General features: G+C 44.7%; 16 protein-coding genes. 8 read left to right on the forward strand and 8 right to left on the reverse strand.

Annotated elements, in window-relative coordinates:
• From WS34_RS11840 to WS34_RS15660, 3 genes are all read right to left on the reverse strand, one after another.
• Positions 1-426 (reverse strand): sigma-70 family RNA polymerase sigma factor (locus WS34_RS11840; RefSeq protein ID WP_046405047.1); only part of this gene is annotated, 426 nt, incomplete at its 3' end.
• 109 nt (positions 427-535) lie between these two features.
• Complete coding sequence (locus tag WS34_RS11845) at positions 536-1,957, reverse strand: tetratricopeptide repeat protein (RefSeq protein WP_046405049.1); 1,422 nt, start codon at positions 1,955-1,957, stop codon at positions 536-538.
• 95 nt (positions 1,958-2,052) lie between these two features.
• Complete coding sequence (locus WS34_RS15660; RefSeq protein WP_286693746.1) at positions 2,053-3,318, reverse strand: T9SS type B sorting domain-containing protein; 1,266 nt, start codon at positions 3,316-3,318, stop codon at positions 2,053-2,055.
• A gap of 188 nt (positions 3,319-3,506) precedes the next feature.
• Here WS34_RS15660 and WS34_RS11855 point away from each other — a divergent pair, with 188 nt between their 5' ends.
• The 3 genes from WS34_RS11855 (at position 3,507) to folK (ending at position 7,135) form a co-directional block, all read left to right on the forward strand.
• Entirely contained in the window at positions 3,507-5,777 is a 2,271-nt protein-coding gene (locus tag WS34_RS11855; RefSeq protein WP_046405052.1) for an ATP-dependent helicase, read from the forward strand.
• Positions 5,778-5,977: 200 nt separating this feature from the next.
• Positions 5,978-6,643: a DUF4290 domain-containing protein gene (locus tag WS34_RS11860; protein WP_013613260.1), complete on the forward strand. Its 666-nt coding sequence runs from the start codon at positions 5,978-5,980 to the stop codon at positions 6,641-6,643.
• A gap of 3 nt (positions 6,644-6,646) precedes the next feature.
• Positions 6,647-7,135, forward strand: coding sequence for a 2-amino-4-hydroxy-6-hydroxymethyldihydropteridine diphosphokinase (gene folK, locus WS34_RS11865; RefSeq protein WP_013613259.1), 489 nt, complete (start codon positions 6,647-6,649; stop codon positions 7,133-7,135).
• A gap of 699 nt (positions 7,136-7,834) precedes the next feature.
• Here folK and murA read toward each other — a convergent pair.
• Complete coding sequence (murA, locus tag WS34_RS11870) at positions 7,835-9,142, reverse strand: UDP-N-acetylglucosamine 1-carboxyvinyltransferase (protein ID WP_046405055.1); 1,308 nt, start codon at positions 9,140-9,142, stop codon at positions 7,835-7,837.
• A 244-nt stretch (positions 9,143-9,386) separates the two neighbouring features.
• On the opposite strand from murA, the gene sppA reads away from it, so the two are divergent.
• The 3 genes from sppA to WS34_RS11885 are packed head-to-tail and all read left to right on the forward strand — an operon-like array spanning position 9,387 to position 13,078.
• The gene (gene sppA / locus WS34_RS11875; RefSeq protein WP_046405057.1) at positions 9,387-11,186 is read left to right on the forward strand and encodes a signal peptide peptidase SppA; all 1,800 of its coding nucleotides are present in this window, start codon (positions 9,387-9,389) and stop codon (positions 11,184-11,186) included.
• 37 nt (positions 11,187-11,223) lie between these two features.
• Positions 11,224-12,276, forward strand: a complete 1,053-nt coding sequence (gene lpxK / locus WS34_RS11880) for a tetraacyldisaccharide 4'-kinase (RefSeq protein ID WP_046405064.1) — start codon at positions 11,224-11,226, stop codon at positions 12,274-12,276.
• Entirely contained in the window at positions 12,254-13,078 is an 825-nt protein-coding gene (locus WS34_RS11885) for a purine-nucleoside phosphorylase (RefSeq protein ID WP_046405058.1), read from the forward strand. Before lpxK ends, WS34_RS11885 begins: the two co-directional genes overlap by 23 nt.
• 485 nt (positions 13,079-13,563) lie before the next feature.
• On the opposite strand, the gene WS34_RS11890 is transcribed toward WS34_RS11885, so the two are convergent.
• The 3 genes from WS34_RS11890 to pgeF form a co-directional block, all read right to left on the reverse strand.
• Entirely contained in the window at positions 13,564-14,256 is a 693-nt protein-coding gene (locus tag WS34_RS11890; RefSeq protein ID WP_013613254.1) for an LrgB family protein, read from the reverse strand.
• Between the two features lie 27 nt (positions 14,257-14,283).
• Complete coding sequence (locus tag WS34_RS11895) at positions 14,284-14,640, reverse strand: CidA/LrgA family protein (protein ID WP_013613253.1); 357 nt, start codon at positions 14,638-14,640, stop codon at positions 14,284-14,286.
• Positions 14,641-14,909: 269 nt separating this feature from the next.
• The gene (gene pgeF / locus WS34_RS11900; RefSeq protein ID WP_046405066.1) at positions 14,910-15,695 is read right to left on the reverse strand and encodes a peptidoglycan editing factor PgeF; all 786 of its coding nucleotides are present in this window, start codon (positions 15,693-15,695) and stop codon (positions 14,910-14,912) included.
• Positions 15,696-15,814: 119 nt separating this feature from the next.
• On the opposite strand from pgeF, the gene WS34_RS11905 reads away from it, so the two are divergent.
• Together WS34_RS11905 and WS34_RS11910 are read left to right on the forward strand one after the other, a co-directional pair.
• Complete coding sequence (locus WS34_RS11905; RefSeq protein WP_046405059.1) at positions 15,815-16,549, forward strand: Fic family protein; 735 nt, start codon at positions 15,815-15,817, stop codon at positions 16,547-16,549.
• A gap of 119 nt (positions 16,550-16,668) precedes the next feature.
• Entirely contained in the window at positions 16,669-16,932 is a 264-nt protein-coding gene (locus WS34_RS11910) for a type B 50S ribosomal protein L31 (protein WP_013613250.1), read from the forward strand.
• Positions 16,933-17,339: 407 nt separating this feature from the next.
• On the opposite strand, the gene WS34_RS11915 is transcribed toward WS34_RS11910, so the two are convergent.
• The coding region (locus tag WS34_RS11915; protein WP_046405061.1) for a beta-L-arabinofuranosidase domain-containing protein at positions 17,340-18,264 on the reverse strand (925 nt) is incomplete at its 5' end.

Consider the following 18,264-nt stretch of genomic DNA (forward strand, 5'->3'; position numbering starts at 1 on the left):
ACTCAAGTGCAGTTCTTCAGCAATCTCTTCATTAGTTTTCTGGTCGATAAAAGCGAGTTCAAAGACATGCTGGCATCTAGGGGGTAACTCTTTGACCGCTTTCATGATCTCCTGATAAATTTCCGAACGGATGATATGAAAAATCAGGTTATCTTCATTCAATTTATCCTGTTGTATCCGGCTAAGAATAGTTTGATGGATTTCTCCGAGTTTTATTTCATTCAGGCAAGCATTACGGACCGCTTTGTACAGGTAGTTCTTGACCAATTCTTCACTCGCTCCCAATAACTCGCTATTATCGATGATTTTGACAAAAACAAGTTGTACCACATCCTCTGCCTTCAAAGAATCTTTCAGATAGCCATATGCAAAATGGCACATAGTCTGATAATATGTCCTGAAACAAGTATTAAAATTAGTATCCATCCAACTGCAGTATTTACTCGATGCACAAATATAAAAATAACTTTATCTGCAATACCGCAAATAAAGTTATAAAAATCCCGGCTACTTCGAATTTTAACTTTTACCGTATTCAAGGTTTAATCAATTCGCGCATTTCATCGGCAGAATAAGTATATTTTTTACCGTCCGGATCGACCACGACCAGGGTGGCCTCCTGCCGGAAAAACAGTTCATCCAATTCTTTTCGGAGGATATCCCCGGAAAGACCGTTGAAGTAATGCCGTTCACCGGACGAAAGGGCTTTCATCTTTTGTAGAAATAAGACATGGAAAAACAAAGATTTGCTCACCTCTTCTTCCGAAGCTTGCCGACGCCTGCCTTCGACCGTCCATAAACCACAGTGAAAGCTCATCAGCGTATAGATTATATTTTTGTTGTCTTCCTTTAACTTATAGGCTCTCCAATAATGACACACCGCTTGTTCCCGTTTATCCACCTCTTCACAAGCATTTCCTCTCAGGAATGCCAGGCGGTACAACATCAAAGTATCGGGCATCATCTGTCGTTCAATCTCACCGAGCACCTTCATCGCTTTTTCGGTTTCCCTGCATTTGCCCAGCGTCTCCCCATACCGCATCGACAACTCGGGATCCAAACGGTTGCCCCAATCATCCTGAAATAAAGAATCGGCTATAGCCAAAGGAACGACAGCTTCCTTAAAACGATTCATATGGAAAAGAGCCAACCCCAGATATTTAAAATTCACCCGTGTAGAATCACCCTGTGCAATCAGTTCCTCAAACGTAGTTTCACAATCGAAATAACGCCGGGATAAATAATACAAGATGCCGCGGAGTTGTTTCAAAGCATTCAGCCGGGGAGAGTAAATCAAAGCGGTATCGACAAGCGGCCCGGACTGTCCGATAAAATCAGGGAACAGAACTGTATTCGCCATCATCAGATTGACAGCCTTCACGACAGTCTCTCCATCTTCCGGGTCCAAACAGAAAGCACGTAAATAATGATCTACGGCATTCATACTCCAGCCTATCCGGTTGTAACAATCTCCGATCCGTTTCAATAAAGTGACATTTGTCGTGTCTGTCTGATATAAACGATCATAGATTCCGATCGCCCGAACAGTTTTACCTATCTGCTGATACAAACGGGCCAGCTGATAATTGACAAAAAAATCCAGAGAATCTTCTCCGGCCAATTGTTCATAGATATCGACCGCTTTCATCGTCCGCCCCGCCAAGGCTGCTACCCGCGCCAAAGCAAGCCGGGCATCCCGATCGGAAGAATCCCGCTCCAACCACTCCGAATAACAGCGGTAAGCCGCCTTATAACGCAACATCCCTTCATTGGCTTTGCCTTCATAAAAAAGCAAATCGGAAGATTTACCTTCTATCCGGTATAAAGAATCGACACCTCTTAAAACCTCATCGTAATGATTCCGGTCCAACTCTCTTTCTAAAATTTGCCGACCGATGTCCTGAGCATAACTTCCTATACTACAAAACAGGATTCCAAGGATGAAATATACCTTCATTTCGATAGTTTTGATATTCCATCACAAATAAAGAAAGATTTCAACGATAAAACAAACTTTTCAACTAAAAATTTAGTTGAAAGAAAATATTTCCCTTAACGGACTAACAACAAAGCTCCTTTTTTAACATATTTCGGAGGATTCACCTTCTCTCTTCCTTTGGCAGTAATCACATAAAAATAGGTTCCCGGGCTCGCATATTTTCCTCCGATACGTCCGTCCCAGCCTTCCGAAGGGTCGTTCCATTCGTAGATCTTACGTCCCCAACGGTTCAGAATCACCCCTTGGAAAGATTCCAGAGACAAGGCTTTCACTTTAAAAATATCATTCTTACCGTCTCCATTGGGTGTAAATACATTCGGAACATCCAGCAAAGATTCGACGACATTTACATATTGTATATCCGAAGTATCCCGGCAAAAATTTCCTTTTCCATGAATGGCTACGAGCATTACCTTATACCGCCCGGAATGCTCGTAAGTATAAACAAAATCTTCCTGTGTCCGGATCTGATTTCCAATCAGGCTATCCTCGGGCGATAAGACCATTCCGACCAAATCGGTCGTATCTTTATACAAATACCATTCATAAGAAGAAGCATTTTTAGAACCGGAAGCATCGAATTCTACTTCTAAAGGTGCCTGTCCCATTTCATCGCCGACTTCCCCGATCACATCCACCGTATTTCCCAGAGTCAGTTCAGGGACAGCCTCCGGGATCATCGATTCGTAAGTCACTTCGTTACTTTCCCATACGAATCCGAAACGATCCTTGATCCTAATGCGGCAAGACACATCTTCGGCACATCCGGCGACAGACTGACTTAGATCTTCATACCGATAGTCATTCATAGAAGACAATTGCCGTTCTTTGCCATCCCAATCGACCCAGTAATCCACATTCTCTCCACCGGGGAAACCGGCAAAATCGGGAATATAAAGATAATCGATATGAATCGTAATATATTCACAATCCAGTACATCGGTCAAAGTAATTTTAAAATCCATAAAATCATAAAACACATAAAACCGTTCCTGAACCGTATTCACCCCGTCCTTTCGGGCAGTAAAAGTATAGAGTCCGTTCCCCAGCAAAGGGACGGCCAAGCGGGTAGAATCCTCATACGGAGCAACGGCCTGAGGGGAACCCTCGTAAGTCCAGCCGAATTCCCAACGATCTCCTCCCGGCACAAAACTCACCTGACCTTCCGGAGCAGCTTCAGCCTGAGTCCGACGGATAACATACAGCGGTCCGTCCGGATAATCAGAAGAATAGTTCACTTCCACCCCTTCTATCTGAATCCGCTGGGAAAATCCAAGTCCGGCCAGGAATACGAAAAACAGCAACAATACATACCGCATACGATCAACATTTATTTCTCAACCATAACATACAGAAGAGTTTTACAACACTTACATGTCCACACACTTTTACGATTATCCTTGCAATATTACTAAAAATCCCCGGTATTTTGTGAGGCTGGAGATTAATTTTTAATTTTGCTACGGGAAATAATCAATCATTATCGTCGATCAAAAATTTATTCAGGGTGGATTTTATCAATGAATTAAACAGCAGTCAGCAGGAGGCGGTCATCAACACAGAAGGTCCTTCATTGGTCATTGCAGGTGCCGGTTCAGGCAAAACACGTGTATTGACCTACCGGATAGCCCAATTGCTCAGTCAGGGAGTGCCGGCCTATAAAATTCTGGCCCTGACCTTTACCAATAAAGCTGCCCGTGAAATGCAAAAACGAATCGCAGAGTTAGTGGGCCAGGAAATCGCTGCCAACCTGTGGATGGGAACTTTCCACTCGATTTTTTCAAAAATCCTGCGATTCGAAGCCGAGAAATTAGGCTATACATCGAGCTATACCATCTACGATACCCAGGATTCTAAAAATATGATCAAGGCCATCGTCAAAGACATGAAACTGGACGATAAGATTTACAAACCGAGCACGATCCTCGGACGGATTTCGATGGCAAAAAACAACCTGATCGTCGCTCAGAGTTATGCCCAATCTTCCCGCATTTTATCCGAAGATACAGCCGGCAAACGCCCGTTATTGGGAGAAATCTACAAACAATACCAGCAGCGTTGCAAACAATCGGATACCATGGATTTCGACGATCTTTTGTTGCAAACCAATATCCTGTTCCGTGATTTCCCGGACATTCTGGCCAAATATCAACAGAAATTCAATTATATCCTGGTCGACGAATATCAGGATACCAATTACGCCCAATACCTGATCGTAAAAAAACTTTCGGACCGGCATCATAACATCTGTGTAGTCGGGGATGATGCACAAAGTATTTATTCTTTCCGGGGAGCCCGGATCGAGAACATCCTTAATTTTAAAAACGATTATCCGGAATACAAGCTATACAAACTGGAGCAAAATTACCGGTCGACGACCACGATCGTAGATGCAGCGAATTGTGTGATCAGTAAGAACAAAGAACAAATTCCCAAAAAGACCTTTTCTCAAAATGAAGAAGGTGAAAAGATCAAGGTATTGCGGGCCTTATCCGATAAGGAAGAAGGTTTCCAGGTCACGAATGAAATCTTCCGGCTAGCCAATTACGAGCAGCAGGAATACAGCGATTTTGCTATTCTCTACCGTACGAATGCCCAGTCGCGTATCTTAGAAGAAGCCCTCCGTAAACGGAATATTCCTTATAAAATTTACGGCGGCCAATCTTTCTACCAACGGAAAGAAATTAAGGATTTGCTGGCTTATTTCCGGCTGACCGTGAATCAGAACGATGAAGAAGCTTTCAAACGGATCATCAACTATCCCCGACGGGGAATCGGAGATTCGACCGTAGATAAAATCCGGGAAATCGCCGGAAAATATCATGTCAGCCTGTGGACCGTACTCTGTAACCTCGATAAGGTGGCCGGCGCTTTCAACAGCGGTACCCTTTCCAAATTACAGAAATTCGGTAGTCTGATCGAACGTTTCCGGGAACAGATAGCGAATGAAAATGCGTATGACGCAGCTGTTATCATCTCCCGTTCTTCCGGTATCATCGACGACCTTTCCAATGACGAAACACCGGAGGGCGTATCCCGGAAAGAAAATATCCAGGAGCTCCTGAACGGTATCAAAGATTTCAGTGAAACCGCCTATAAAGAGGGGAAAGACGATAAATTACCGGCCTTCCTCGAAGGAGTAGCGTTGTTGACAGATCAGGACGGAGATAAAGAAGGGGATCAAAACAAAGTGACCCTCATGACCATCCATGCATCGAAAGGACTGGAATTCAGCAATGTATTTATCACCGGTCTGGAAGAAGAACTTTTCCCGGCCCAGCAATGTGTGACCACTCCTGCCGCCCTGGAAGAAGAACGGCGGCTTTTCTATGTCGCTCTCACCCGGGCAGAAAAACGGGCTTTCATGTCGTTCGCCACTTCCCGTTACAAAAACGGCCAAGTGGTATCCTCGCGGCCTTCCCGTTTTATCGGTGAGATCGATCAGGAATTCCTCGAAGGATATATCGCGATGCGGGAAGAACCCTCAGGTTTCAAATTAAAAACAACGACAGCTATGTCCGGTTTACATAAGCCGGCGATCGCTTTGAATAAACCCGCAACAATAGATATTCCGGCCATCGACCGATCGAAACTCAAACCGATCGACTCCAATCAGGTCGTTCCCGGTATGATCATTTTCCATCCTACCTTCGGAGCCGGAAAAGTGATCAACCTGGAAGGTTTAGGCGTACAAAAAAAGGCAAAAGTAGTCTTCCGTGAAGGGGGAAGCCGGACTCTTTTGTTAAAATTTGCAAAATTATACATTCAAGCAGACTAAAAACTTCCGTCAGAACACTAAAAAGCGTATATTTGCCTCATAATCTGAAAGAGATACCTTGAAATCACTATTTTACAGAATAGCGATTTTCGGATTGCCTTCAACCCGGAGAAATCCGGTTAAAGTCTGCAAATAAATAAATATTTTCTTTATATCTGGTAAAAACAACGTACTGCGATTAAGAAACACATAGTATTTTTATGGAATATAATACCCAAAAGAAAAAATTATTACTTCCTGAATATGGACGTAACATACAAAAAATGGTAGATTACCTATTGACCATTGAAGACCGGGAAGAAAGAACCAGAGCCGCAAAGACAGTAATCGACGTGATGGGAAATCTTTATCCTCACTTACGGGACGTTCCCGATTTCCGGCATAAACTTTGGGATCATCTGGCCATCATGTCTGAATTTAAATTGGATATAGATACTCCCTATCCTCTCCCTTCTCTCTCCAAACTACAGGAGAAACCGGAAAGATTGCCTTACAGTTCGAATCACATCAAATACAAGCACTACGGCAAATTAGTTGAAAAACTCATCGACAAAATCAAAGAGCTGGAAGATCCGGAACAAAAAAGAGCACTGATCGTTCTGACCGCCAACCACATGAAGAAATCATTCCTCACCTGGAATAAAGATAGCGTCGAAGACGAACAAATCTATAACGACATCAACACCTTATGCGGCTGTACCGTTATCTTACCGGAGGGTATGACTCTTTCCAATCCGAAAGATCTGCTACAGAAAAAGAGCAAGCCCAGTTCCAATAAGCCGATGAACAAAAACTACCAGAAGAATAACAATAACAACAATAATAAAGGCAACAATAACCGGCAATATTACAAAAAGAACGGGTAAAAGATGCAGGTAGTCACCATACTGGGAAGCAATTCCGGCAATAAACGCCAGCTTATAACAGAAGCCATTCGAATATTGTCATCGACAGAGCAATGGGTAATGGCTTCGTCGTTTTACGAAACAGCCCCCTGGGGCTTCGAATGTGATGAAAACTTTCTCAACCAGGTCGTTGTTTTTCAAACCCGGTTATCGGCCTTCGATTTTTTACAACGTTGTCTCGAAACAGAAAAACGCTTAGGACGGATCAGACTTGCCGGCGGACCTCGCTATTCTTCCCGTCCGATCGATATCGACCTGTTATTTTATGATTCTGTCATTCTGAATACGCCGGATTTAATACTTCCTCATCCCCGTATGCAGGAACGCAATTTTGTACTGACTCCTCTGGCAGAAATCTTACCGGATTTTGTCCATCCGGTATTTCAGAAAACAATCGCCACCTTACTACAGGAATGTCCGGATAAGCTACAGGCCCGAAAACTTCCGGACTAATCTTGCTTCGAAGCTTCAGCAAGCAAGAAAATAAACTGGATGAATAAAACTTTTTTAGTTACAGCGATTACATAAGTTACCATGGTTTCAACGGTTAGACTTGACTTTTAAAACTTTTGTAACCGTTGAAACCTATTTAACTACTTTAAAAGTAGGTTTATTTTTTTCTATCTATTCCGATTTCGGGTTTTATACCGTCAGACCGGTTCGCCTGGACCGGTCCGGTAAGGCTTTCCTTCACTGACCGGCGGAACTCGCTTCGCTCAGACACCACCGGTCGGGCGTTCGGAAAACCTAACCGGATCCTCGTTCCCGCTCCAATGGTCTTCCGGCATAAAACCCTGCATCTCACGGCAGAGCTAACCGGCAAAGAAAATACAGCCAGAAATTTGCAGTAGCAGGAAGCCGGACCGTCCGGATTATTTCCAGTGAGAATAAGCTTTCTTAAATCAAGACTAATTTGCAATTCAGTGATAACGTTAGTCGGAGGTGATCGGGATTGGTGACCATTGGAGCTCTGTCGAGTGTCGTCTTACTTTTTCTGAACGCCCGACCGGTGGTGTCTGACGAACGTAGTGAGGAGTTCCGCCGGTCAGTGATAGAAAAAGCCAGACGACCGACAGAAGCGACCGGGTCGACAATTCCGATCACCGAAGACGAATAAGTAACGACAGAATAATTCTACCTTTAAACCAAGTATCATCCGATCCTTCGGATCTCTGCACCGATCGCATTCAATTTTTCATCGATATGCTCATACCCCCGGTCGATCTGGTCGATATTATGAATTGTACTGACTCCCTGAGCCGATAGAGCGGCGATCAACAGAGCAATACCGGCCCGTATATCGGGAGAGGTCATTTTGGTAGCCCTTAACTGTGATTCGTGATTCTGCCCGATGACTGTCGCCCGGTGAGGATCGCAAAGGATAATCTTAGCTCCCATATCGATCAGCTTATCTACAAAGAACAAGCGACTCTCGAACATTTTCTGATGAATCAACACACTTCCTTTAGCCTGGGTAGCGACCACCAGGAACACACTCAGTAAGTCGGGTGTCAAACCGGGCCAGGGCGCATCCGCAACCGTCAGAATCGAGCCATCGATAAAATCCTCAATCATATAATGCTCCTGACGCGGAATATACAGATCGTCTCCGCGTTCCTCGATCCGGATACCGAGACGGCGGAAAGAATCGGGAATGATTCCCAATTGGCGTATATTCACATTCCGGATGGTAATCTCCGAACGGGTCATCGCAGCCAATCCGATATAACTTCCCACTTCGATCATATCGGGCAGACAACGATGATGACAACCTTTCAGCTCCTTTACTCCCTCTATAGTCAGAAGATTCGAAGCAATCCCCGAAATCCGGGCGCCCATCGCATTCAGCATCAGACATAATTGCTGGATATACGGCTCACAAGCCGCATTATAGATCGTAGTAATTCCCTCTGCCAATACCGCAGCCATAATAATATTAGCCGTACCTGTCACCGAAGCTTCGTCGAGCAACATATAACATCCCCGTAATTTCTCAGCCGAAGCCCGGAAGCAACCTTCCGAACTATTATAATCGAAAGTAGCCCCTAATTTCTCAAAACCCAGGAAATGAGTATCCAACCGCCTCCGGCCGATTTTATCTCCACCGGGCTTAGGGATCAATCCACACCCGTAGACTGCCAATAGTGGCCCGAGAATCATGATAGACCCCCTCAGACTGACCGCTTTATTATAAAAATCTTCCGTTTCGAAATAATCAAAATTGATATCCGAAGCCTTGAAGACAAATTCTCCATGTGCAGGGTGTCCGACCTGTACGCCCATCCCCTGCAACAATTCGATCAGCTTCAAAACATCCAGAATCTCAGGGACATTGGATAAGGTTACCTCTTCTTTGGTCAGTAAACAGGCACAGATCACTTGTAATGCCTCATTTTTAGCTCCCTGAGGACATAATTCCCCTTTCAGTCTTCTTCCTCCGGTAATTGCAAATTTACTCATATCGCTTATTTAAAAGAACGGCAAACGACTGCCGAAAAACGAACTATCCATATCAACAAGCTCTGTATCAACTTCTAATCGCCAATCGTCACTTCTAAACCGCCCATCAATTTAAAATCCGATTCAATCATTCAAAGTTATCAAAAAAGGCGTAAAACAAAAATAACTTCAATTTTATATTGTCTTAAATCAATTATATGGTTACATTTGTAGGTATTGTAATAAATATTCAAAATATTCGGAGATGAAGAGCTTTTTGAAATATACCCTGGCGACTATTGTGGGTATAATGATTGTCCATGTTATTCTGTTTTTTATTTTTATCGGGTTTATCGGAGCCATCGCTTCTTTTTCAGAAAAAACAGTTACTGTAAAAAATAATAGTATCTTAACTATTAAACTGGAAGGAGAAATTCTGGACCGGACTTCCGACAATCCGCTCGACAATATCGATTTTCTCTCATTCACTCCAAAGAAAAATCTGGGATTAAATAAAATATTAGCCAGCATACAAAAAGCAGCCAAGGATTCGCGTATCCAGGGAATTTATCTGGACCTGACCGAAATTCAGGGAAATTTCGGAGCCCTGGCCTTTACTCAGGAAATCCGGAACGCTTTACAAAAATTCAAGGAAAGCGGAAAGTTTATTTACAGTTATTCGAATCTGGGATATTCCCAAAAAAGTTATTATCTGGCTACCGTTGCCGACAAAATCTTTGTAAACCCCGAAACACCTTTGTTGTTAACCGGAATGAGCAGTAGCATCTCTTTTTACAAAGAGACTCTGGCCAAACTGGGCATACAACCCGAAGTAGTGAAAGTCGGTAAATTTAAATCAGCCGTAGAGCCTTTTATCTCCGACGAAATGAGTCCCGCCAACCGGGAACAGGTACAGAAATACCTTGATTCTTCCTGGGGGACGATTGTGAAAGGAATTGCAGAAAGCCGGAACATCCCCGTCGATTCGATCAATGCCCTGGCGAATCGCTTCGATTTCTACACTACCCGCCAATTTCAGGATTTCGGTTTCTTCGACGGTGTTCTCTACGAAGATCAGATGCTGGCCTTATTGAAGGAGAAATGTGGGGTAGGAAGTTCGGATCCATTGAACCAGATTGCTCTGACCGATTATCAGAATGCCTCGGTTCCGGAAGTACCGATCGAATTTAATAAAGACAAAATTGCCGTTGTATATGCTTCCGGAGAAATCGGACTGGAGCAAAAAAATAATACCATAGGGCCGGAGCTCGCAAAAACAATCCGCAAAATCCGGGAAGACAATACTGTGAAAGCCATCGTTCTGCGCGTAAACTCACCGGGAGGCAGTGCCCTGACTTCCGACATTATCTGGCGGGAAGTCGAACTAGCCACACAAACCAAACCGGTGATCGTTTCTATGGGTAATGTAGCAGCTTCAGGAGGATACTACATTTCGTGTGCAGCCGACACCATCGTCGCCGAACCGACGACTTTGACCGGTTCGATCGGAATCTTCGGTATGTTTTTCAGTGGCGAAAAACTGATCGAAGATAAGATGGGAATCCATACCGATGTAGTCAAAACCAACGATCACAGTGATTTCGGCGGAAGCTATCCCCTCCCTTTACCGGTCAGTAACCGGGCTTTAACTCCCTACGAAAGGAATGTACTGCAAAACTATGTTAATCAGGGGTATGAAACCTTTCTGAGCCGTGTTATGTCCGGCCGCGGTTTAACCCATGACGAACTTCATGCCATCGCTCAGGGACGGGTATGGACCGGAGAAGATGCCCTGAAAATCGGTTTAGTAGATGTGTTGGGAGGATTAGAAGATGCGATTCGGATTGCGGCTCAGAAAGCCGGTATCGAAAAATACAACCTGACGGAATATCCGGTAGTAAAAAGTCCGATAGAGGAATTATTCGCCGAGTTTACGACAGAAGTAAAAGCACGCCTGTTGAAAGAAGAACTAGGCACTTTCTATACGACTTGGGAACAGATGAAAAATAAGGTAGAAAACCAGGGATTACTGGCACGTATTCCCTATGATATTGCATTCAACTAGCAAGTTCACGAGCTATTTATCAACAAAAACCACGGCCATGGCATTTGTCAAAATAATATTGCTGCCGCTCAGTGTTATTTATGGTGTTGTCACCGGAGTACGTAATTTTCTTTTTCATATCGGAATCCTGAAATCACAAACTTTCAGGATTCCGGTTATTTGTGTCGGTAATATCACTGTAGGAGGTACCGGAAAAACGCCTCATACAGAACTGATCATCTCGGAGCTAAAAAAGAAATTCCGGGTAGCCTGTCTTAGCCGGGGATATAAACGCAAGACCAGAGGCTTTATCCTGGCCAACGAACATTCTACCGCCGCTGAAATCGGAGACGAACCGATGCAGATCAAAAGTAAATATCCGGATATTCTGGTAGCTTGTGACGGAAAACGGGTGAGAGGAATCCAAAAACTACTCGCCTTACCGGAACCTCCCGAAGTGATCCTGCTGGACGATGCTTTCCAACACCGATACGTACAAGCCGATAAAAATATCGTTCTGATCGATTACAATCGTCCGGTACACGAAGATTGTCTGCTTCCGGCAGGCCGGTTAAGGGAAAGCACACAAGCACTGAAACGAGCCGATTATATTATCGTTACTAAATGTCCTAAAAATATCCAACCGATAGAAAAGCGGATTTTATCCAAACACCTGAAGATAAAGCCTTATCAACAGCTTTTCTTCACCACCCTGGAATACGGTAAGATCAAGCCTCTTTTCCCGCAATACGAATCTATCATACCGGACCGAAGCAGCAGTATCCTGTGCCTGACAGGCATAGCACAACCCGGTCCTTATATCGATCATTTGAAAACTTTCACCTCGGATATCACCGGAATCCGGTATCCGGATCATCATCATTTCACCAAAAAAGATTTTCAGCACATTACCCGGACTTTTGAATCCATCGAAAATCCGAGGAAATATATTTTCACTACCGAAAAAGATGCGGTCCGATTGAAAGCTTGTCCGTTACCCGAAGAACTGCAACGGGTGATTTATTATATCCCGGTGGAACCCGTATTTATCGACAAAGACGATTTACTATTAAACGAAATATCAGAATATGTTAGGAAAAATCAAAGATAGTGCAGCTTATATTTCCCGTTTTCTGGAAGGGGAAAAATATCAGATCGGTATCATCCTGGGTACAGGATTAGGAGAACTAGGCAAATCGATAGAAATAAAACATACGATTCCCTATGCCGGCATTCCTCATTTCCCGGTATCCACCGTCCAAGGACACAAAGGAAATCTATTAATCGGGAAATTCGGCGGGAAAAACGTAATCGCGATGCAGGGACGTTTTCATTTTTATGAAGGTTATCCGATGCAAGAAGTCACTTTTCCTATCCGGGTATTACATGAATTGGGTGTGAAACAGCTTTTCGTTTCCAATGCTGCCGGTGGTGTCAACACTCAATTTCTGGTAGGTGACCTGATGATCATCACCGACCATATCAATCTCTTCCCGGAACATCCGCTGCGAGGGAAAAACATCGACGAGCTCGGGCCCCGCTTCCCCGGCATGACCGATGCCTATAGTCCCAGAATCATCCGGCTGGCAGAAGAATGCGGAAAAAAATTAGGTATTCCGTTACAGCACGGTGTATATGCCGGCCTGCAAGGTCCCTCTTTCGAGACACCCGCAGAATACAACTGGATCCGGGTTATCGGAGGAGATGCTGTAGGCATGTCCACCGTACCCGAAATCATTGTAGCCCGCCATATGGGTATGGAATGTTTCGGTATGTCGGTAATCACCAATAGCACGGCTTCACCGGAACTGATCAAAACCAACCACACCGAAGTTCAGGACATCGGCAATACAGCCCAACCCCGCATGACCGCTCTCTTCCGCGAGATTATTGCAGAGCTGAAAGAGAGTTGATGAGTTTAAAGAGTTACTGAGTTTAAAGAGTTACTGAGTTTAAAGAGTTACTGAGTTTAAAGAGTTGTAGAGTTAATAAGTTATAAGGATATCAAGTTAATTCAACTCTATAACTCATTAACTCTTTTCATATATGTATGTCCTGCCCGGACTCCCAAAGAAAAAATAGAAAAGCTCAAAACCCACTTCACCGTGCTAGCGCTGATCCGGTCGACAACCGACAACATCATCGCCCGCTACGTGATGAGTTACACCTATAGCGACCGTTTCGAAAAGGAACTGGCACGTGTAAAGAAAATGGCAGAGATCTTACCGGATAAAGGGGAAAAATACCTTCGGGAAATGAACAATAAAAAACACATCACCCCTGGCGCCCCTCTACCGGAAGCGATCCTTGAAAATGTACGGGGAGAAAAATGTCAATTGTCGGACCTGAAAGGGAACTGGCAAATCCTTACAAGAAATACTGGAGAATCTGAAATAGTTCAGGCGATAAACAACTCGATCACGGGCACTAAAATGGCGGTCATAATGCCCATCACACCGATGGCTAATCCGCTGATCGCTCCTTCTACCGCTCCCAGTTCCATGGCCTTGGCAGTCCCCAGACCATGGGCTGCAGAGCCTAAAGCCAACCCACGCGCAATCCGGCTTTTGATTCCTAAACGCTCCAGAATAAAAGGACCGACCAAGCCACCGAAAATACCGACGACAATCACCACCACGGCCGCAATGGCCGGTATCCCTCCCGACCGTTCAGCAATACTCATCGCGATCGGAGTAGTCACAGACTTCGGCTCTAACGAAGCGATCAAAGCATGATCGGCACCGAAATACCGGGCAATAAAAATCACGCTCAATACCCCGGTTATACAACCGACAAATACCGAAGTAATGATAGAAACAGCATTTTCTTTCAATTGGGCGATCTGTTCGTAGAGTAAATACCCTAATACGACAACTGTCGGTCCAAGCATAAAACTAATTATCCGGCTTCCTTTTTCAAACGACTCGTAGGAAATCCCCAGGAAATGAGTGATCAGCGCCAATACGGGTATAGATACCAACAACGGATTCAGGATACTCAGTCTTGTTTTTCTGAACAACCATACAGCAGCGAGATACACCCCGATCACCAAGGTTAATATGAATATTTCGGAATTTAATAAAACAGTCATAAGCCAAACAGCATTTACATTTCTAAATCAACGGTCTTCCGCCCCTTTCCGATGTTTCTCAAACCATTGTTGTATCGAAGCCACGACGACGATCACCACCACCGTACTGACGGCACAAGCCACCAATACCGCCTGCCAATACTGAGATAATATATCTAAGGCATTCACAATCCCGACCCCGGCAGGAACAAAAAACAAAGCCATGTTATCACAAAGAAACCGGGCAACAGGCTTGATACGTTCAGGCTTGACCCACTTCAGGCATAAAGCGGTAAACAACAACATCATCCCGATCACACTCCCGGGAATAAAACCGTTCACCAGCCATCCCACCAACTCGCCGAGCGCAAAAAAGAAAAGTACAATAAAAATACCTGGTAACATAGTTAAAGTAAAAGGTAAAAGGCTATAAGCTAAAGGCTAAAAGCAATAAGCTAAAAGCAATGAGCGGATTAGCTTCGAAAACCGATACAAAAATATAATATTCAGCCCAAAGTTATGCTCCATCCGATTATTTTTGTCCCAGCAATCTACGAAAACGTTCGTCCTCCTTAATCGCTTTCACCCTCCAGCCTTTAGCTTTTAGCCTCTAGCCTTTAGCCTTTAGCTTTTAGCCTCTGGCCTCTAGCTTATTGCTTTCAGCTTTTTAACCTCTAGCTTTTCATCCCGATCCCTGCCCCGAACCTCCCCGCTTTCTCCCCTTCTCTCCGATAGGAGAAGAAAAGGTCCGGATGACAGACCGAGCACATACCGGCCACTTCTATATTTTCATTTTTCACCCCACATGCCAGCAATTCTTTACGGTTAGCTTCCCACAAATCCACCTGGTATTTTCCCGGTTGCTTTCCCAGACCAACGATCGCCTGATTACCGGGAAATAACTGTTGAAACACCCGGGCCACTTCCTCTCCGACTTCGAAACAACATTTCCCGATCGAGGGGCCAATAGCCGCCACTACCCGTTGGGGATCACATCCGAAATGCTCCTGCATTACCCGCACGGTTACCCCGACTATGTCTGCCGCTGTTCCTCTCCATCCGGCATGTACTGCAGCAATCACCCTTTTCTCCGGTTCGAACAGGAGTACCGGGACACAATCGGCAGACAACACCATCAGACATATCCCCGGCTGATTCGTCACCAAGGCATCGGTTGCCGGAATACGGCTTTCCCTATCCAAAGCCCCTCTCCCGGCTTCCTCAGCCGTAACGATCCGCACTGTCGCCGAATGTACCTGCCGGGCGGTAATCAGCCGCTCTACCTCAAATCCTGCAGCTTCCGCCAGGCTCCTGCGATTATGCTGTATGATCTCAGGATTTTCCCGATCGGAAAATCCGATATTTTTAACTCCCGAAGAGACAAAATGCATCAATTCCGGATAAGCGGATAAATTCCGGAACCGATAAAAAGGGAAATCCCCGCTAAGCAGTTTCTCCATATCCATTCATTTTAGATCGACAAAATTAGCCCAAGTTCGGATAATCCCCAAAGTTTAAGCTCCAAACCGTCATAAAAGTAAACTTTCAGCCGATTCCAACGTATGTTTAAGAAAAAAATATGTTACAGGACTATTTGACATTAAGGCAAGCATACCTCACCCGACCCGACACCCGGACTCAGATACATCAAAATTATGTCCGGAATTTGTTTTTATACGAAACTTTCCGGTTGGGCGGACACAACCTTCCACCGACAATATTCGAGAACATCGTCAGTACCGGTAAACCTCAATCGACAGAGACAACCCGTCAAGTCTACGATCTTTGGCAAGCCTGGCAATATTGTGAAAAACAAGCAGCCCTTCGCCAGCCTTTAGACCTTTCGTTTGTCAGAGCGGTTTCTGCCCGTATCATGAAGCATACCGGTGGCGAAACGACTACTTCTGTGGGACGTTACGATACTTCGTTAGGAGATTTCCGCCTCGGCGAGGATTATGACGAAGTATACCCTTTGGCTGATTTCCGTAAAATCCCCCTCCTGCTCGACAATCTGTGCCGGACTACCGATGTACAACTAACCGAAGCCGGTGTAAGCGAGAACATTAAAATTGTGGCCAACTTCATGTACGATTTTATGCATATCAAGCCATTCGGTTATTGCAATCTGGAAACCGGTATCCTGCTCATCAACTTTTTGGAACTGAAAGAAGAGCATCCCCTGCTCATCCTGTTTGCCGACGACCGGGCAGAATTACTCAATGCCCTGAAACGGGGAAAAATCAGTGAGACACCGGAAACCCTCGAAGCATTTATCCTGCATGAACAGATTAAATTCTTCAATAGGGAAATTTAAAAGTAACTCATTCAAAACCAGCATCGAAAAAAAGTCTTCATTTTTCTTTGTAATTAATAATAGATGAGCTATCTTTGCCGTCCGATAATGGAAAGAATAATTATAAAATTTTACATACAATGAAAAAGGGCATACATCCTGAAAATTACAGACTGGTAGTATTTAAAGATATGTCTAATGGCACGACTACCATTACTAAATCAACTGCAGCAACAAAAGAAACCATCGAGATCGATGGTGTAGAATATCCGTTGGTAAAAATGGAAATCTCCAACACTTCACACCCGTTCTATACCGGTAAAGTGAAATTGGTGGATACTGCCGGTCGTGTAGATAAATTCATGAACCGTTACAAGGACCACATGGAAAAAAGAAAAAAATAATCGTTTCTTTCTAAGAAATAAAAGATAAAGGGACTGTCTGAATATTTAGACAGTTCTTTTTTTTATCAAAAAGAAATAAGGCTTTCGAACTGATTTTTCAGCAAGAAAGCCTTTTAGATTTCAGATTGATTCATTATCTATCTGAACAATATCTACTCCTCCCGTAAGATCGAACATCCTTTTCAGGAACACATTTTATACGTGGTACCCTCTTTTGACACATTGCCCTAAGTCTCCTCCTGAGTACCACATGTTCCAGCCCGTTGTGTACCCCTTTCCGTCGGAACCAAGGACCGTTCCTGCCCTTGGTTCTTGCCGAAACGATAGAATATGCCATAATTCCTCCTCTTAAGTGGATTCCTGCAAAATCTATGTCTATTTGCAACGCGCTGGTCAACTATCACTTTTCAGTATTCAGATTTTTCCCCCAGGTCGGGTATCCATACACGCATAGTCTGGTTGTCACCACGGTTATTCCATGTATAATAGGGGATCAGCGTGATTTCAGTCGGAGTCCGGTCGCCCGCATCGGTGCGAACACCCCGAATCTTGATCTGCGTTATGTTTTCGAGAGGACCTTCCGTGATAAGTTGTGTGCGTGTCTCATCCGAAATCAGGTTCAGCTGCTGCACGACACCGTTATCGGTTCCTTCTGCGCAATAGACCAGCGGTCCGCGGGTGACGGCCGTTGTTCCCACATTTTCCTTTACACGAGGATCACAGGAGGTCCGGCGAACCGGCATAGGAAGTTCCAATTCCACGATATCCCCGTTTTTCCACATGCGTTTGACGACAGCAAAGCCATTGTCCATGTCGTAATCCACAGTCTTGCCGTTTACCCGGATCGTTACGGAATATTTCTCTGTATTGCGGTATGGGTACAGCCCGCCGGGCATAAATTCCCGGCCTGTGCTCCAAGTCGGGATACGCAGGCAAAGGCCGAATGTCGTGCGTTTTTCAGGCGTAAGCGTCATACGGACTTTCCCGTCGAACGGATAATCCGAGGTCTGGTCTATACCGACACGGATACCGTCCATAGATACGGTTGTCCGGCTATTGCCGTAGAGTGTCAGATAGAGACGATTTTTACTGTAAGCATACATGTAACCCGGGACTTGCAGGATCATACGCGATATATTGGGCGGACAACAAGCACAACCGAACCATGGAGCACGACCGCCCAGACCGTGGTTGAAACGATGCTCGCCGTCGGCCTCCAGCGGATTGACATAAAAAAAACGGTCGCCTGTAAGGCTGATTCCGGCCAGTGCGTTGTTGAACAGTGAAATTTCGGCGATATCGAGATATCGGGCGTCACCGCTACCGAGAAAC

This window comes from Odoribacter sp. N15.MGS-14, from assembly GCF_000980245.1.
Classification (GTDB): Bacteria; Bacteroidota; Bacteroidia; order Bacteroidales; family Marinifilaceae; genus Odoribacter; species Odoribacter splanchnicus.

What these genes read in the sequence shown, in the direction of transcription:
- WS34_RS11845 (WP_046405049.1), bottom strand. Translation starts at nt 1,957, where the DNA reads ATGAAGGTATATTTCATCCTTGGAATCCTGTTTTGTAGTATAGGAAGT.
- WS34_RS15660 (WP_286693746.1), bottom strand. Translation starts at nt 3,318, where the DNA reads ATGCGGTATGTATTGTTGCTGTTTTTCGTATTCCTGGCCGGACTTGGA.
- WS34_RS11860 (WP_013613260.1), top strand. Translation starts at nt 5,978, where the DNA reads ATGGAATATAATACCCAAAAGAAAAAATTATTACTTCCTGAATATGGA.
- folK (WP_013613259.1), top strand. Translation starts at nt 6,647, where the DNA reads ATGCAGGTAGTCACCATACTGGGAAGCAATTCCGGCAATAAACGCCAG.
- murA (WP_046405055.1), bottom strand. Translation starts at nt 9,142, where the DNA reads ATGAGTAAATTTGCAATTACCGGAGGAAGAAGACTGAAAGGGGAATTA.
- sppA (WP_046405057.1), top strand. Translation starts at nt 9,387, where the DNA reads ATGAAGAGCTTTTTGAAATATACCCTGGCGACTATTGTGGGTATAATG.
- lpxK (WP_046405064.1), top strand. Translation starts at nt 11,224, where the DNA reads ATGGCATTTGTCAAAATAATATTGCTGCCGCTCAGTGTTATTTATGGT.
- WS34_RS11885 (WP_046405058.1), top strand. Translation starts at nt 12,254, where the DNA reads ATGTTAGGAAAAATCAAAGATAGTGCAGCTTATATTTCCCGTTTTCTG.
- WS34_RS11890 (WP_013613254.1), bottom strand. Translation starts at nt 14,256, where the DNA reads ATGACTGTTTTATTAAATTCCGAAATATTCATATTAACCTTGGTGATC.
- WS34_RS11895 (WP_013613253.1), bottom strand. Translation starts at nt 14,640, where the DNA reads ATGTTACCAGGTATTTTTATTGTACTTTTCTTTTTTGCGCTCGGCGAG.
- pgeF (WP_046405066.1), bottom strand. Translation starts at nt 15,695, where the DNA reads ATGGAGAAACTGCTTAGCGGGGATTTCCCTTTTTATCGGTTCCGGAAT.
- WS34_RS11905 (WP_046405059.1), top strand. Translation starts at nt 15,815, where the DNA reads ATGTTACAGGACTATTTGACATTAAGGCAAGCATACCTCACCCGACCC.
- WS34_RS11910 (WP_013613250.1), top strand. Translation starts at nt 16,669, where the DNA reads ATGAAAAAGGGCATACATCCTGAAAATTACAGACTGGTAGTATTTAAA.